Raw genomic sequence first — 15,433 nt, forward strand, 5'->3', positions numbered from 1 at the left:
TTATCTAGAGGCAAACTTATCCAGCGCCGGAAAGCCGCCATGTCCATCAGCCTGAAGCCCGATGTCCCCTCCCATTTGCCCTATGCCGAGCAGGGCACGGACCAGACCGGTACACCCCTGGTGCTGCTGCACGGCTTTGGCGGCGACCGGCAGGGCTGGCTGAACATCCAGACGGGTCTTTCCACCCGCCTGCGCAGCATCGCCTTTGATCTGCCGGGTCACGGCACGGCCGTGGGCTGGCCGCGCATCGGCAATGCCGGCATCTCGGCCAAGGCGGTCAGCCAGTCTCTCGACGCGCTGGAACTGGAAAAGGTGCATCTGGCGGGCCACTCCATGGGCGGAGCCGTTGCCGCGCTCATCGCGCTGCGCATGCCGGAGCGCATCGCCAGCCTGACGCTGGTCGGCCCCGGCGGTTTCGGGCCGCAGATCAATGCGGACCTGCTGCGCCGCTACGCCTCGGCGGCGGAGGAAGAGGAGCTTGCCGCCCTGTTGCCGGAATTCTTCGCCCCCTCCTTCCGCGTGCCGCGCCAGCTCGCCCGCCACGCCTCGGAAGCAAGGTCACGGCCGGGTGCTGTCGAAGCGCTGCAGGAGATCGTGGAAGAGATCCTTGACGGTGACGGGCAGAAGACCCTGCCGCTTGGAGATGTCGCCGCGCTGCCCCTGCCGGTTCAGGTGATCTGGGGCCTTGAGGACGGCGTGCTGCCCGTGAGCCAGAGCGCGGGCCTGCCGGACAGCATCGCCGTGCACCGCCTCGCCGGCACCGGCCACATGCCGCATCTGGAGCAACCGCGCGAGGTTATCCGTCTTCTCGCGGAGATCACCAGCGGGCGTTGACGCCCGCTGGCGGGACACACAGAAGGCGCCTCAAGCAGGGGGCAGAAGATCTTCGCGCCAGGCTTCACCGATGGTCCGGCGGGCCATCATGTGCGAGCGGGGCGCGTTGACGCTGTCCACGGCAATCAGGCGGCCGTCCTTCAGATAGGCAACGTAGAACTTTGCTTCCGCAGGCTCGCCCACCGTAATGGTCTGGTCATAGCCTTCGGACAGGCCCGCGATCTGCAGCTTGACGTGATACTGATCCGACCAGAACCAGGGCAGCGGATCATAGTCCACCGGCTGGCCCAGAATGGCCTGTGCCACCGCCTTGGCCTGATCGATGGCGTTCTGCACGCTTTCCAGCCGCACATCGCGGCCATAGCGGGCGGAGCGGAAGCGGGTGCAGTCGCCGCAGGCATAGACGTCCGGATCGCTGGTGCGGCCGGAAGCATCCACGAGAATGCCGCCCTCCACATCCAGCCCGGCATCTGCCGCAAGCTCCGTATTCGGCAGGGCGCCAACGGCAATCAGCACCAGATCCGCCTCGACAAGGCTGCCATCGGCCAGCCGCACCCCTGTCACCGCCGCGTCGCCCTCGATCCCGGCAACACCTGCATTGAGGTGCAGATCGACGCCCTGCTCCCGGTGAAGCCCCTCGTAAAAAGCTGAGATAACCGGCGACACGACGCGCTTCAGCACCCGGTCCTGCGCCTCGATCACCGTCACCGTCTTGCCCATGGCGCGGGCAACGGCAGCCACTTCAAGGCCGATGTAACCGGCACCGATGACAGCCAGACGGGAATGGGCGGAGAGCGCCTTGCGGATATGGTCCACATCGGCAATCGAGCGCAGGCTCAGAACACCCGGCAGATTGCTGCCCGGCAGCGGCACAGCGCGGGCGCGGGTGCCGGTGGCAATGATCAGCTTGCTGTAGGCCAGCTCGTCACCGCTCGACAGAACCACGGTCTTGCCTGTGCGGTCGATGGCGGTCGCCTGGACGCCGGTCCTCAGGCCGATGTCCTGCGTTTCGTAGAAGGCCGCCGGGCGCAGCCACAGGCCTTCTGCATCGGTCTCGCCGGAGAGAAATTTCTTGGACAGCGGCGGCCGCTGATACGGGGGATGCGGCTCGTCACCCAGAAGATGGATGGCGCCTGCAAATCCGCCCTGGCGAAGGGACTGCGCCACCTGCGCGCCAGCCTGGCCCGCACCGATGATGACGATACTCTCCTGCATGACAACTCCCGGCCCGCGGCCCGATATATTCTTTGGGGCCTATCGATAGCGGGAAAAGCCGGGCAAGGCAAAGGCCCTTGCCGGACAAGCTTCACACAAGGTTCACGTGGAAGGATTTGTCCGCAAAAAGAAAAACATGGGCGGGAAACCCCACCCATGTTGAAAAGACCGGCTCAGGCCCCATCGCCCTGGTTCAATCAATCCGGACGCATCGTTAGGGCCGTCTCGTTCAGGCCGCGCGCACGCCTTCAAGGAAGCTGCGGATTTCCTTGCGCAAAACACCGGCCTGCTCGGACAGAAGCTGCGACAGGCGGTCAACCTCGTCTCCGCTGGAACGTGCGTGCTGCGTGGCATTGACAACGGCAGACATACGCTCGGCCCCTTCTTCCGACCGGCTGGACGCATCGGCAACATTCGCCGCAATACCGCTGACGGCCGCTTCCTGCTGCTCGACGGCAGCAGCGACGGCAACAGCCAGATTGTCCATGTCGGAAATGATGTCCCGCACTTCCGAGATGGCCGTCACGGCGCCGGCAGACGCATTCTGGATCGCCTCCACCTGCGCGGCGATATCCTCGGTTGCCTTGGATGTCTGGTTGGCAAGCTGTTTCACTTCTGCGGCGACCACCGCAAACCCCTTGCCCGCCTCTCCGGCGCGGGCCGCTTCGATGGTGGCATTGAGGGCGAGGAGGTTGGTCTGGTTGGCGATATCCCGAATGAGGCTCATCACGGCGCCGATCCGGTCCGCCGCGCTCGAAAGCGCCTGCATGGTGGAGAAGGTGGATTCTGCCCCGGCCACAGCCTGCTTGGCGACCTTCGTCGACCGGTCAGCCTGATTGGCAATTTCCTTGATGGAGGCTGCCAGTTCTTCCGTAGCCCCGGCTGCGGACGTCACATTCTGGGCCGCGACGCGCACGCTCTGGCCGGCATTGCCGGCCTGTGCCGCCACCTCATCGGAGGCATGTTCCACGGCGGACGAAGCCTGGCCGAGATCCTTTGATGCGGCATCGAGACTGTCGAGCGCGCGCTGAACGGTCTGCTCGAAAGTGCCGATGATGGCTTCCAGGCGGCGCACACGCTCATCACGTGCCGCATTCTCCTCGGCCTGCGCAGCTTCGAGGCGGATACGCTCGGCCGCATTGTCACGGAACACACGGACAGTGCGCACCATGGCTGCAATCTCATCGCGGGAATTGCTCTGCGGCAGCTCCACATCCGTCTGGCCGCTGGCAAGACGCTCCATGGATGTCTGCAGCCGCGTCAGGGGGCCGGATACGGAGCGCCCGATGGCAAAGGCAAGCGCCGGCAGGCCAACCAGCATGGCCAGAATGATGCCGTAGACCACAAGCGAGGACAGCTGACGCACATCAGCCAGCTGCGCAGCCGCTTCAGCATCGCCTGCCCGTGCCGCACTGATCAGCGCCTCGATATGCGGCGGCAGCAGCATGAACAGGTCTTCAACCAGGGTGATCTTGTCCGAGCGCACCACCAGCGCATCCGCATAGGCATCGAAGGCGGACTTGTAACCCGTCATGCTGGTCTCGATCTCGGCTTTCACCTCATTGGGAATATAGGCCCGGCCCAGCATCTTGGTGTACATGGCAAAGGCCTCATCGAACTCCTCGCGCGGCCCACCTCCCGAAAGGGTGAACTTGCGCTCGGCGAGCTGCACTTCCATGACCGTACGCACGAGCTTTTCAAAATCGGAAGCACCACCGAACTTGAGCTCGTCATTGATCCGGTTCTTCGCCTTGTCAGCAAGGACGGTCAGATCCGCCCTGAGGCCCGAGCTGCCGTCAAAGCCGATCTTTTCCTGAATGGCATGCAGCTCCGCGAAAGCACCGCCAATGGCCGAGACCGTATCCTGCACATCCGCCGTTTCGTTCGCCAAAGGCTTGGCGGCGGGCATGGCGGCAATCCCGGCAATACCGGCTTCGGCCTTCGCTGCCTCGGCCTTGAACCTGTCAAAGACGGCAGTGGACGGAGCAGAGAGATAGAGTTTTTCCTCGATCTGCATCTGTTTGGCGATACCGGCAAAATCATAGGCCGCGCGCGCCAGGTTGGTGTTCGCCTCGGAGGCCCGGAAAGCATCCTCCACCTTGGACTGGCTCCACCAGAAGGCAGCCCCCACCACCAGCAGGCCCACGGCCGTGATAAGACTGATGGACAAGATCCGCGCACGTACTGTAAGCCCGTTCGCGGACCGGCCTCCGCCACCGGTTTGTGCAGAAAGGGCCTGTTCTGGAATGGTGTGTGTGTTCCGGATCATTCAGACGTTTCCCATCAGGTGACAGCCACTACACGCTGGCTCGGTATTCTTAACAGCAAGAGCCGTTAATGCGGGCTGAATACACCTCTAGGAATAGGCGCCTTTGCTGATTAAATTTTCACCACGCATGCACTTCTTGACACCACAAACCGCAACCCGGCAGACATATGTCTATACAAACACAGAAACTCGCCCCAATTGCGTTCATTTCACTTTGGTCGACCGGGTTTATCGGCTCCAAACTTGGAGCACCGTTCATTGAACCTTTTATTTTTCTGGCTCTGAGATACGCTTTCGCCGTTCCGTTGCTGATTGGCCTTGGCGTTTTGCTGGGCTCCGGCCGGCGCCTGCCGGTGAAAACCGCGATTCACTGCATGGTCACCGGCATTCTTGTGCATGGCATCTATCTGGGCGGTGTGTTCTGGGCCATCCGGCAGGGGCTGCCCGCAGGTGCAGCCGCGCTGATGGTCGGCGTGCAGCCGGTTGTGACCGCACTCGCGGCCGGCTGGCTTTTGAAAGAGCAGATCACCTGGCGCCACTGGCTGGGCTTTGCCGGTGGCTCTGCCGGCCTTCTCCTGGTGCTGCTGCCCAAGCTTGGCGAAGCGGCCTCCGGCATCACCTCCGTGACCGTCTCCGTCATGCTGGTGTCCGTCATCGCCATCAGCCTGGGCACGGTCTACCAGAAGCGCTTCGTGCAAGGCGCAGACCACGTGACCGGCACCACCTGGCAATATGCCGGCGCATTGCTCTTCACGGTGCCGCTGACCTTCACCGAAACCTGGGAGATCACTTGGTCGCCCCAGCTCATTTTTGCAATGGCCTGGCTTGTGCTGGTGCTGTCCATCGGCGCCATCCTGTTGCTGATGTACATGATCCGCACCGGATCGGCTGCAGAAGTCGGATCCCTGTTCTATCTGGTGCCCGCCGCCACGACGCTGGAAAGCTATTTCCTGTTTGGCGAAACGCTTACCCTTGTCCAGATCGCAGGCATGGTGCTGATCATGGCGGCGATCCTGTTCATCCGCCGGAAGCCCCGTCCGGCGTGACCCGGCGCGCCGCCCTGCGCTGCGCCAGCGTCCTCTGGCGCAGGATGGCGGCATTCAGCTCACCCCCGATCAGCAGCAGCACGGCAAGAATGTAGAGAAAGACCAGCGCCGACATGACGCCGGCCAGACCGGCATAGGTGGAGACGTAATCCGCGTAGCCCGCCAGATACCAGCCGAAGACCGTGCCGGACGCCACCCAGAGCACCAGCGTCAGCACCACCCCCGGCAGCGCATCCATCATGCTGCGGTGCCCGGCCGGAAGCAGCCAGTGAATGGCATAAAGGCCGGCAAAGCCGAGGAAACCTGCGATGACATAGCGGGTCAGGTGCAGTTCCTGGAAGACTTCCGCCAGCCCCGGAAACCACTTGAGGGCCGCCGACAGGACCAGCGGCGCCAGCACCACGAGAAAGGTGAAGGCAATCAGCGCCACCGAACCAAGGATCACGATCAGGATCGCCTGCAGCCGCAGCCAGATGAAGGACCGCGTCTCCCGCACCCGGTAGGCCCGGTTGAGCGCCAGCCGCACTGCACTGACGCCGTTGGAGGCAAACCACAGGGCCGCCACGGCGCCAAAGGTCAACAGGTCACCACGGCGGACCGTCAGCACCTTGTTGATCTCATCGGCGACAGGGGCAGCAACCACCGGAGGCCAGGCATCGAAAATCAGCGCCGAGACCTGATCGGCCACGCCCGAGAGCCCCAGAAAACCCGTGAGGGCGGCGATGAAGATCAGGAACGGGAACAGCGCCAGCAGCGTCGACAGCGCCACATGGCTGGCCATGGCCCAGCCATCATCCGTATTGAAGTGGCTGACCGCATCCCACAGGACGCGGAAGCTGGCGGGCAGAGACTTTATCAGTTTCATATCCCCGATGTGGCCCGTTTGGCGTGCAGGCGTCAAGCCCATGTTGCCTTTGCGGCACTGTCTGCTTGGCCGAAAGGCGTAGAGCTGTGGCCTCGACAAAGCCGCAGGTGCAGCGCAACATGCTTTCCAGAATGCGGCGCAACAAACAACAAATGCAAAGGGACGGACGGATGGGCATGGCTCTGGGACAAAAGACAGCCAGTGGGGCAGCCGGTGAGGACAGTGCAGTGGAACATCTGTTTGCGCAAACGGGAGAGGCCGTAGCCGCGCTGGACACCTTGCTGGATGCCGCCACCCGTGCCGTGTGGGCGAAGGTGACGGACGGCAAGGGCCTGTCTGCCGAGGCCATGGACCGGCACCAGCACGCCACCCACGGGCTCGCCTGGCTTGCGACCTATGTGGAAGCCCTGCGGCAGATGGATGCCTATGGCCAGCGCCTGCGGACGGAAGGGCGCCTCGGACGCCTTGAGGAACTGACCCTCCGCCTCGGCTTCAGCGAATATCTGGCACAGATTCTGGGCGGCATTCCGATGAACCAGGGCGAGTTCATCCGCCTTGCCAGCCTCGGCCTCGGAGAGGCGGACACCGCCGCCCTGCGGTCCTGTTCTGCTGACCTGATTGCACAGGGCTCCAGTCCGGAGCTGCGGGCAGAACTTGCAGAGCTCATCCGTCATCAGGAAGGTCATTCGATCTTCGGCGACAGCGGACTTGATGAAACGCTGGAGCAGATCCGCACCGAAATGCGCCGCTTTGCCGATGACAAGGTGAGCCCCCATGCGCATCAGTGGCACCTCGACAACGACTATATCCCGCTCGGCGTCATCACCCAGATGGCGGAACTCGGCGTCTTCGGCCTGACCATTCCGGAGGAATACGGCGGGATGGGCCTTGGCAAGCAGAGCATGGTTGTCGTCTCGGAGGAGCTCTCCCGCGCCTATATCGGCGTCGGCTCGCTCGGCACCCGCTCGGAAATTGCGGCAGAGCTGATCCTGTGCGGCGGCACCGAAGAGCAGAAGGCGCACTGGCTGCCGAAGATCGCCTCGGGCGAGATCCTGCCCACCGCCGTCTTCACCGAACCCAACACCGGCTCCGACCTTGCCTCGCTGCGCACCCGCGCCGTGAAAGAGGGGGACGTGTGGAAGGTTTCCGGCAACAAGACCTGGATCACCCATCCGGTGCGTGCCGACATCATGACGCTGCTGGCCCGCACCAACCCGGACGAGCCGGGCTACAAGGGCCTGTCCATGTTCATCGCCGAAAAGCCGCGCGGCACGGATGAGGAGCCCTTCCCTGCGCCCGGCATGTCCGGCGGCGAAATCGAGGTGCTCGGCTACCGGGGCATGAAGGAATACGAGATCGCCTTTGACGGCTTCGAGGTGAAGGCGGAAAATCTGCTTGGCGGCGAGACCGGTCAGGGCTTCAAGCAGCTGATGCAGACCTTCGAGGGCGCCCGCATCCAGACCGCCGCCCGCGCCCTTGGCGTTGCGCAAGCCGCACTCGACCTCGGACTTCGCTATGCGCAGGAGCGCATCCAGTTCGGCAAGCCGCTGATCAGCTTCCCGCGCGTTTCCGACAAGCTGGCGCTGATGGCGGCCGAGCTGATGCTGGCCCGCCAGTTGACCTATTTCTCCGCCGCCGAGAAGGACTCCGGCCGCCGCTGCGATCTGGAGGCGGGCATGGCCAAGCTGCTCGGCGCGCGTGTTGCCTGGTCCGCGGCGGACAATGCCCTGCAGATCCACGGCGGCAATGGCTTTGCGCTGGAGTATCAGATTTCCCGCGTGCTCTGCGACGCCCGTATTCTCAACATCTTCGAAGGTGCGGCGGAAATTCAGGCTCAGGTCATCGCCCGGCGCGTGCTGGAAACCCGGGCGCTCTGACGGGCGTCCGGCCGCCATCCCTTGAGGCTGCAGCGCGGCGCCACCATATTCTGTCCGTAGCCGGCAAGCACAAGAAGCACCGGTTGCGGAGAGGATGGCCATGACGCATCACACCGAAGCACCCGGCTTTGATCCGGAAATCCTTGGGCCTGAGCTGGGCACGGACGAGCAGAAGTCCCGCCGTATCCGGGAGAAGCTGCTGGAAACGCTGCGCAAGGCGGCACGGCAGGTGCCCTTCATGGAAGATGTGGTGGCCGCCTATTTCTGTGCGCTTGATCCGGCAACCCCGCGCAAGGTACGCGCCACGCTGCTGGCGGCGCTGGCCTATTTCGTGCTGCCGCTGGACGTGGTGCCGGATTTCATTCTCGGCATCGGCTTTGGCGATGATGCCACCGTGCTGATGGGCGCCATCGCCATGGTGCGTGCCCATATGCGGCCGGAACATACCGAGGCTGCGAAAGACGTTCTCGCCGGCAACAGGCCGCTCTGATCCGGAGCTACCGGATTTACACAACAGGTTCGGGCTCCGCCCGCAGTGATGCATCTGATCTGTGGCAGGGGCTCTCCGCTCCCCTCCCCCTCGTGGGGAGGGGGGCTGAAAGACCACGCCAAAATAACGAGACTTCAGGCTCCACCCAAGCTGCCTTCGGCTTCAGGCACGATATGTGCGTGTAGAAAGATCCCGAGGGGAAGAAAGCCTCAGTCCGGCCTGTTTGCCGAAAGTCTCCAGCAGCCGGATGTACGCCCGGCAATCACCCAGTAGATGATCCCGCCGGTAAAGCCGGAGGCCAGTGCCACCGTGGTGCCCGGCAGCCATCCGCCGCTGCCATTGGCGGCGGCGGCACCGTCTCCCATGATCCAGATTCCTGCCGCAATCAGCCCCGCCAGCCCGACGTGATAGACGATGCTGCGCAGCCGCAGCACTTCGGCAAGAGCGATGGCGATGAAGGAGGGCGCAAAGGCAAGGGCCCCCAGAAAAGCTGCCGAAACGAGCGCCGTGCCGGTAACCGCACCAGCCATCACAGGGTCCTGTTGCGCAAACACGTCCCGGAAAAAGCCGAAGGCCAGAAAGCCCGCGGCCCCCAGCAGTCCAAGCATGAAACCTATGGCCGCCCGGACCAGCTGCAGAACCAGCAAACCACCGTCTATCATGCTCATTTTCCTTGCCTGAGACAGATGTAACCTGTCGCGGCGGCTTGCCTGTTTCAAGGTGCTGGCAGTCCATGCCCCTTACGCGGCCAGCGGAAAAGCTTCTTCCACCAGATAGGGTCCGCCGCCGATGCTGGCACGTGAGGAGAACAGGACAAAGCGCCCGGCAAGGAAAGTTGGCGCCTGAAAACTGCCGCGCTCCGTCAGCCAGCGGGCAACGTCGGCGTTGCTGGCCGTCTTGCAGCGGGCGATCGTGACATGCGGCATGTATTTGCGCCGCTCCGGCGGCAGCCCCAGCCGCTGCAGGATGCGCTCCTGCTCGGCCTGAAGTTCGGCCAGCTGGGCGGATGGCTCCACCCGCGCCCAGATGGAATGCGGCTTGCCATTGCCGAAGGAGCCAAGGCCGTTGAGCCGGATTTCGATCGGGTCCCGCCGGATGCGCGACAGGGCATCAGTCACCTCGTCGGCCGTGCGGTCATCGATGTCACCGATGAAGCGCAGGGTGATGTGGTAGTTTTCGGGATCAATCCAGCGGGCGCCCCGGAGGCCTCCGCGGAGCATGGACAGGTGCAGGCCGGTTTGGGCCGGAATTTCGAGACCTGTAAACAATCGCGGCATCGGGCAACCCTCCGCTGTCGCTGGTCTCTCCATCAGGGGGCATCTTGCCGCACTGCGCAAGGAAATTCGCAAAGGCCTTGAAAAGACGTGGCTTTGCGCCCCCGAAATGAAGCGCGGCGCAAAACGCGCCGCACAAATTGTTGATTCGCAGGCTATCCTGCCCTAACGGCACCCACCGCACCGATCAGGGCGACGTGTTGCCATGCATCTGGTGCAGCAGGTCAATCTTGTCGATCAGCTCCGGCGAAAGCTTCACATCCGCCGCGCCGATGGCCACCTGCAACTGCGCCATGGAGGTGGCACCGATGATCACCGAGGTCATGAAGCTGCGGGTCAGCGGGAAGGCGATGGCCAGCTGCGCCGGATCCATGTCGGCCGACCGGGCCAGTTCCACATAGGCGCGGATGGCTTCTTCGGCGCCCGGCTTCTCATAGCGCTGCAGGCGGTTGTAGAGCTGCTTGCGCGATCCGGCCGGCAGCGCGCCATCCAGATACTTGCCCGTCAGCGCGCCTTGCGCCAGCGGCGAATAGCCGAGCAGGCCGACGTCCTCGCGCAAGGAGACTTCCGCCAGCCCCGTCTCGAAGGTGCGGTTCAGCATGTTATAGGCGTTCTGGATCGACACCGGCCGGGCAAGACCTTCGGTCTCGGCCAGCTTCAGATAGGTCATCGTGCCCCAGGCGCTTTCGTTCGACAGGCCGATGTGGCGCACCTTGCCTTCCTTGACGAGTTCACTCAGGGCCGCCAGCGTTTCGGCAATCGGCGTCTCGTCCGCAGCGGGCGCCGGATCGTTCCAGCGGGTGGGGTTGGAGCCGAAGCCGGGGACCGTGCGGTCCGGCCAGTGCACCTGATAGAGATCGACGTAATCGGTCTGCAGGTTGTTCAGGCTGCGCTCGATCGCCTCACGGATCTGCGGGCGGGTGAGGCGCACCTCTTCACCGGACTTGCGGTAATAGGTGCTGTCCGAACGGCCCGCCACCTTGGTGGCCAGAACAATCTTGTCCCGGTTGCCGCGCGCCTTCAGCCAGGTGCCGATGATGCGCTCGGTCCGCCCCTGCGTCTCGCCGCTGGGCGGGATCGGATACATCTCGGCGGTGTCGAAGAAGTTGACGCCATGGTCCAGCGCATAGTTGAGCTGGGCATGACCTTCAGCTTCCGTGTTCTGCTCGCCAAAGGTCATGGTGCCAAGGCAGATCGAGCTGACCATGATATCCGTGCGGCCAAGACGGCGTTGATCCATCGGAACATCCCTCGTGTTTCGAAAGGTCTTTGTTCAAGACGTTGTTCAAGACAATGTGGCAGGCGCGGCAAGCCGCGAAAGGCAGGACCCGGCGGGGCAGAAGATTATTTCTGCCGGGCGCGGGCAACGAGATCCTGCACGAGAGGTAGCACATTGGCAACGATGACCGAAACCCCTTCCCCCGTGGGGTGCATGCCGTCAGCCAGATTGAGTTCCGGCCTCATCGCCACACCTTCGAGGAAAAACGGATAGAGCAGCGCATCATGCGCCCCGGCCACATCCGCGAAGATCGGGTCGAAGGCGGCGGCATAGTCCTCACCCAGATTGCGCGGCGCCATCATGCCGGCCACCAGCACCTCGACACCCCGCTCCCGCAGGCGGGAGACGATGGCCTCGATGTTCTTGCGGGTGGCGGCCGGATCAATGCCGCGCAGGGCGTCGTTGGCGCCCAGTTCCACGATCACCGCATCCGCATCCGGCGGCACCGACCAGTCAAGCCGCGACAGGCCACCGGAAGAAGTATCACCGGAGACACCCGCGTTGATCACGGTGACGTTCTCACCCTTCTCCTTCAGCGCCTTTTCCAGCTGCACCGGAAAGGCCTCATCGGGGGCGAGCTGATAGCCGGCCGACAGGCTGTCCCCGAGGACAACAATCTTCACAGCTGCGTCATTGGCAAGCGCATGGCCGGAAGAAAGGCTTGCAGACACCGCAATTGCGACAAACAGATACACAAACTTGAACATGGCGGTCTGGATCACTCCGTGACAGGGCCCCATATGCACCCGAAACCCGCAGGCTGCGGGACCATACTTTTTGTTGCCCGATGGGCTGGCACCGCAGTGAAACGGCAGCGGCACCGCTCAGATCCCATCCAGGCACCCAACCTATATAGGGTCACACATGACGACTGGACCAGCCATTGCGCTCAAGGGAGTTCACCTCAGCCTCGGAGACGGCGCAGGCCGGGTTCACATTCTCAAAGGTGTCGATCTGGAAATCGAGGCCGGCAGCTCGACCGGTCTGGTTGGCCCATCGGGTTCCGGCAAGTCCACCCTGCTGATGGTGATGGCCGGGCTGGAGCGGGCCGACAAGGGCTCGGTCATCGTTGCAGGCTCCGAGCTGACGCCGCTGAACGAAGATCAGCTGGCCCGCTTCCGCGGCCGCAATGTCGGCATCATCTTCCAGTCCTTCCATCTGGTGCCCAACATGACGGCGCTCGAAAATGTCGCCGTGCCGCTGGAGCTTGCCGGCGACCCCAAGGCCTTCGACAAGGCCCGCGCGGAGCTTGAAGCCGTGGGCCTCGGCCACCGCCTCTCCCACTATCCGGCGCAGATGTCCGGCGGCGAGCAGCAGCGCGTGGCCGTTGCACGGGCGCTGGTGGTGGAGCCGGAAATCCTCATCGCCGACGAGCCGACCGGCAACCTCGACGCTGCAACCGGCGAGCAGATCGTCGAGCTGATGTTCTCGGCCATTGCCCGCCGCCGCACCACGCTGGTGCTGGTGACCCATGACCCGGCGCTGGCCGAACGCTGCGACCGGGTGGTGCGCATGCGCTCCGGCCAGGTGGAGGAGGAGCATCACGCCTCCCCGGCGGAGGCCCGCGCATGACGGCCTTTGCCCCGGCCCCGTCAGGCGGCAACAGTTCGCTCGCCCTCGCCTTCCGCTTTGCCCTGCGCGAGCTGCGCGGCGGCTTGAAGGGCTTTTACATCTTCATCGCCTGCATTGCCCTTGGCGTTGCCGCCATCGCGGGCGTTGCCTCCGTATCGCGGGCGCTGACGGAAGGCATTTCCAACGAGGGACAGGCGATCCTCGGCGGCGACATGTCCTTCCGCCTCGTCCACCGCGAGGCCGATGCCGCCGAATATGCCTATGTGCAGAGCCTTGGCGAAATCACCCGCACCGCGACCCTGCGCGCCATGGCCCGCAAGACCGACGGCAGCGATCAGGCGCTTGTCGAGCTGAAGTCCGTTGATGGCGCCTATCCGCTCTACGGTACTCTTTCACTTGCAGGCGGCACCAATCCTGCCGAGGCCATGGGCCGCCAGCCGGATGGCAATTTTGGTGCCGTCGCCGATGCTTCGCTGCTCGCCCGCCTCGGGCTTGAACCCGGAGACAAGCTCTCCATCGGCCGCGCCACCGTCACCCTCACCGGCGTGATCGCCACCGAACCGGACAAGCTCTCCGGCGGGCTGGAATTCGGCCCGCGCCTGATGCTGAGCGAAGCGGCACTGCCGGAAACGGCGCTCGTCCAGCCCGGCAGCCTCGTCACCTGGTCCTACATGGTGACGCTGCCCCCCGGCACCACGGACGAAAGCATCATCCGCCTCATCGAGCAATCACGTGAACAGTTTCCTCAAGCCGGCTGGCGCATCCAGTCCCGCGCCAGCGCCTCGCCGGGGCTGGAGAACAACATCCAGCGCTTCACCCAGTTCCTGACGCTGGTGGGCCTTACCGCACTGGTCGTCGGCGGCGTCGGTGTTGCCAATGCGGTGCGGGCATTCCTTGAAAGCAAGCGCGAGGTGATCGCCAGCTTCAAGTGCCTCGGCGCCAGCAATGATCTCGTCTTCCGCATCTATCTGATCCAGATGATGATCATCGCAGCCATCGGCATCGCCATCGGTCTTGTCGCCGGAGCGGCCATACCCTTCGCCGCGGCGGGCGCCATCTCCGGCCTGCTGCCGGTCAAGCTGGCGGTGTCCATCTATCCCTCGGAACTTGGCCTCGGGCTTCTCTACGGCCTGCTGACGGCGCTTGCCTTCGCCATCTGGCCGCTGGGCCGCGCCCATGACGTGCCGCCGACAGCCCTCTTCCGCGATCAGGTGACGGGCGCCAAGGTCTGGCCGCGCAAGCGCTATCTGGCCGCAACGCTGATTGCCGCCGTGTCGCTGGCAGGCATCGCCATCTTCCTCGCCGAAGACCGGCGCATTGCCTCGATCTATGTGGTGGCCTCCACCGCCTCCTTCCTGCTGCTGGGCGGGGTGGCACGGCTGATGATGCTTGCCGCGCGCAAGGCGCCGCAGGTGCGCTCCACCGGCCTCAGGCTCGCCATCGCCAACATCCACCGGCCGGGCGCGCTCACCTCTTCCGTGGTGCTGTCGCTCGGCCTTGGCCTCACCCTGCTGGTGTCGCTGGCCCTCATCGACGGCAACCTGCGCCGGGAGCTGACGGCGACGATTGCCGAAAAAGCCCCGAGCTTCTTCTTCATCGACATCCAGAGCACCGAGCGCGATGCCTTCGCCACCTTGCTGCAGCAGGACGCCGGGGACGCGAAGATCCAGAGCGTGCCCATGCTGCGCGGCCGCCTCGTCAGCCTCAAGGATGTGCCGGTCAACCAGATCACCCCGCCGGCCAGTGCCGCCTGGGTGCTGCGCGGCGACAGGGGCATCACCTATCAGGACAGCCTGCCGGCCAATTCCACCCTGATGAAGGGCGAATGGTGGCCGGAGGGCTACAGCGGCGAGCCGCTGGTCTCCTTCGATGATGAACTGGCCACCGAACTTGGCCTTGCGGTCGGCGACCGGATCACCGTCAACGTGCTGGGCCGGGAAATCACCGCGAAGATCGCCAACACCCGCAAGGTGGAATGGGAATCGCTCGCCATCAATTTCGTGATGGTCTTCTCCTCCAACACCTTCGCCGGTGCCCCGCACGCCTTCCTGATGACCGTGACCTGGGACCCGGATGCGCCGGCCGAGCGTGAGCTGGGCCTTTTGAAGACCGTCTCCTCCGCCTTCCCCACCGTGACGGCCATCCGCGTCAAGGATGCGCTGGCGCAGGTGAATGATCTTGTCGCCCAGCTTGCCGTCGCCATCCGGGCGGCCTCCGCCATCACGCTCATCTCCAGCATTCTGGTGCTGGCCGGAGCGCTGGCGGCCGGAAACCGCAGCCGCATCTATGACGCGGTGATCCTGAAGACGCTGGGTGCCACCCGCGCCCGGCTGACCGGCGCCTATGCGATGGAATATGCGATGCTCGGCCTCGGCACGGCGGTTTTTGCAGTGCTGGCCGGGTCCATTGCCGCGTGGTTCGTGATCACGCAGGTGATGAACGGGTCCTTCACGCTGCTCCCGGGCACCGCAGTCACGGCGGCCCTTGCCGCTCTGGTGCTGACCGTCGGCTTCGGTCTCATCGGCACATGGCGCGTGCTGGGCAAGAAACCTGCGCCGGTGCTGCGCAATCTGTGACCATAACAGACGGTCTTCCGGCGCCTTTTCACCGGCGCCGGGCGCCTCAGATGGAGATTTTGTAATCTTCCCGGAAGCGTTTTTTGGCCATTTGCCCTTGTGCGATGGCAGAACCCCGCCCATATTCTTCTGCAAA

13 protein-coding genes are annotated in these 15,433 nt (G+C 64.2%); 6 read left to right on the top strand and 7 right to left on the bottom strand.

The genetic code is table 11. The features are described 5' to 3' along the window. The first annotated feature begins 39 nt into the window (after nt 1-39). A complete protein-coding gene (locus ACVNHC_RS20050; protein WP_457169026.1) occupies nt 40-834 on the top strand; it encodes an alpha/beta fold hydrolase in 795 nt (264 codons plus the stop codon). Nucleotides 835-864: 30 nt separating this feature from the next. On the opposite strand, the gene ACVNHC_RS20055 is transcribed toward ACVNHC_RS20050, so the two are convergent. Together ACVNHC_RS20055 and ACVNHC_RS20060 are read right to left on the bottom strand one after the other, a co-directional pair. Continuing rightward, the gene (locus ACVNHC_RS20055; RefSeq protein WP_457169028.1) at nt 865-2,049 is read right to left on the bottom strand and encodes an NAD(P)/FAD-dependent oxidoreductase; all 1,185 of its coding nucleotides are present in this window, start codon (nt 2,047-2,049) and stop codon (nt 865-867) included. A 229-nt stretch (nt 2,050-2,278) separates the two neighbouring features. Further along, on the bottom strand, nt 2,279-4,219 hold the full coding sequence (locus ACVNHC_RS20060) for a methyl-accepting chemotaxis protein (protein ID WP_457169030.1): 1,941 nt from the start codon (nt 4,217-4,219) through the stop codon (nt 2,279-2,281). 266 nt (nt 4,220-4,485) lie between these two features. Between ACVNHC_RS20060 and ACVNHC_RS20065 the strand changes: the two genes are divergently transcribed. Continuing rightward, nucleotides 4,486-5,364 (top strand): DMT family transporter, encoded by an 879-nt coding sequence (locus tag ACVNHC_RS20065; protein ID WP_457169032.1) that lies wholly within the window; start codon nt 4,486-4,488, stop codon nt 5,362-5,364. Here ACVNHC_RS20065 and ACVNHC_RS20070 read toward each other — a convergent pair. Beyond that, nucleotides 5,336-6,229, bottom strand: coding sequence for a YihY/virulence factor BrkB family protein (locus ACVNHC_RS20070; protein WP_457169034.1), 894 nt, complete (start codon nt 6,227-6,229; stop codon nt 5,336-5,338). The genes ACVNHC_RS20065 and ACVNHC_RS20070 overlap by 29 nt on opposite strands. Before the next feature lie 170 nt (nt 6,230-6,399). Here ACVNHC_RS20070 and ACVNHC_RS20075 point away from each other — a divergent pair, with 170 nt between their 5' ends. Both ACVNHC_RS20075 and ACVNHC_RS20080 read left to right on the top strand, forming a co-directional pair. Further along, nucleotides 6,400-8,106, top strand: a complete 1,707-nt coding sequence (locus ACVNHC_RS20075) for an acyl-CoA dehydrogenase family protein (RefSeq protein ID WP_457169036.1) — start codon at nt 6,400-6,402, stop codon at nt 8,104-8,106. A gap of 94 nt (nt 8,107-8,200) precedes the next feature. Further along, nucleotides 8,201-8,596 (top strand): YkvA family protein, encoded by a 396-nt coding sequence (locus ACVNHC_RS20080; protein ID WP_457169038.1) that lies wholly within the window; start codon nt 8,201-8,203, stop codon nt 8,594-8,596. Between the two features lie 209 nt (nt 8,597-8,805). Here ACVNHC_RS20080 and ACVNHC_RS20085 read toward each other — a convergent pair whose 3' ends face one another. From ACVNHC_RS20085 to ACVNHC_RS20100, 4 genes are all read right to left on the bottom strand, one after another. Further along, nucleotides 8,806-9,264: a translation initiation factor IF-3 gene (locus ACVNHC_RS20085; protein ID WP_457169040.1), complete on the bottom strand. Its 459-nt coding sequence runs from the start codon at nt 9,262-9,264 to the stop codon at nt 8,806-8,808. A gap of 72 nt (nt 9,265-9,336) precedes the next feature. After that, nucleotides 9,337-9,873 (bottom strand): RNA 2',3'-cyclic phosphodiesterase, encoded by a 537-nt coding sequence (gene thpR / locus ACVNHC_RS20090; protein ID WP_457169042.1) that lies wholly within the window; start codon nt 9,871-9,873, stop codon nt 9,337-9,339. A 184-nt stretch (nt 9,874-10,057) separates the two neighbouring features. Next, nucleotides 10,058-11,110, bottom strand: coding sequence for an aldo/keto reductase (locus ACVNHC_RS20095; protein ID WP_457169044.1), 1,053 nt, complete (start codon nt 11,108-11,110; stop codon nt 10,058-10,060). Between the two features lie 104 nt (nt 11,111-11,214). After that, nucleotides 11,215-11,856 (bottom strand): arylesterase, encoded by a 642-nt coding sequence (locus tag ACVNHC_RS20100; protein WP_162936446.1) that lies wholly within the window; start codon nt 11,854-11,856, stop codon nt 11,215-11,217. Between the two features lie 157 nt (nt 11,857-12,013). Here ACVNHC_RS20100 and ACVNHC_RS20105 point away from each other — a divergent pair, with 157 nt between their 5' ends. Together ACVNHC_RS20105 and ACVNHC_RS20110 are read left to right on the top strand one after the other, a co-directional pair. Continuing rightward, entirely contained in the window at nt 12,014-12,721 is a 708-nt protein-coding gene (locus ACVNHC_RS20105; protein WP_094463824.1) for an ABC transporter ATP-binding protein, read from the top strand. Continuing rightward, on the top strand, nt 12,718-15,297 hold the full coding sequence (locus ACVNHC_RS20110; RefSeq protein ID WP_457169047.1) for an ABC transporter permease: 2,580 nt from the start codon (nt 12,718-12,720) through the stop codon (nt 15,295-15,297). Before ACVNHC_RS20105 ends, ACVNHC_RS20110 begins: the two co-directional genes overlap by 4 nt. Nucleotides 15,298-15,433 lie beyond the last annotated feature (136 nt).

Source organism: Pannonibacter sp. Q-1 (assembly GCF_054073275.1).

Bases quoted from the DNA above. Each gene is read 5' to 3' on its own strand.
- ACVNHC_RS20050 (WP_457169026.1), top strand. From the start codon at position 40: ATGTCCATCAGCCTGAAGCCCGATGTCCCCTCCCATTTGCCCTATGCC.
- ACVNHC_RS20055 (WP_457169028.1), bottom strand. From the start codon at position 2,049: ATGCAGGAGAGTATCGTCATCATCGGTGCGGGCCAGGCTGGCGCGCAG.
- ACVNHC_RS20065 (WP_457169032.1), top strand. From the start codon at position 4,486: ATGTCTATACAAACACAGAAACTCGCCCCAATTGCGTTCATTTCACTT.
- ACVNHC_RS20070 (WP_457169034.1), bottom strand. From the start codon at position 6,229: ATGAAACTGATAAAGTCTCTGCCCGCCAGCTTCCGCGTCCTGTGGGAT.
- ACVNHC_RS20075 (WP_457169036.1), top strand. From the start codon at position 6,400: ATGGGCATGGCTCTGGGACAAAAGACAGCCAGTGGGGCAGCCGGTGAG.
- ACVNHC_RS20080 (WP_457169038.1), top strand. From the start codon at position 8,201: ATGGCCATGACGCATCACACCGAAGCACCCGGCTTTGATCCGGAAATC.
- ACVNHC_RS20085 (WP_457169040.1), bottom strand. From the start codon at position 9,264: ATGAGCATGATAGACGGTGGTTTGCTGGTTCTGCAGCTGGTCCGGGCG.
- thpR (WP_457169042.1), bottom strand. From the start codon at position 9,873: ATGCCGCGATTGTTTACAGGTCTCGAAATTCCGGCCCAAACCGGCCTG.
- ACVNHC_RS20095 (WP_457169044.1), bottom strand. From the start codon at position 11,110: ATGGATCAACGCCGTCTTGGCCGCACGGATATCATGGTCAGCTCGATC.
- ACVNHC_RS20100 (WP_162936446.1), bottom strand. From the start codon at position 11,856: ATGTTCAAGTTTGTGTATCTGTTTGTCGCAATTGCGGTGTCTGCAAGC.
- ACVNHC_RS20105 (WP_094463824.1), top strand. From the start codon at position 12,014: ATGACGACTGGACCAGCCATTGCGCTCAAGGGAGTTCACCTCAGCCTC.
- ACVNHC_RS20110 (WP_457169047.1), top strand. From the start codon at position 12,718: ATGACGGCCTTTGCCCCGGCCCCGTCAGGCGGCAACAGTTCGCTCGCC.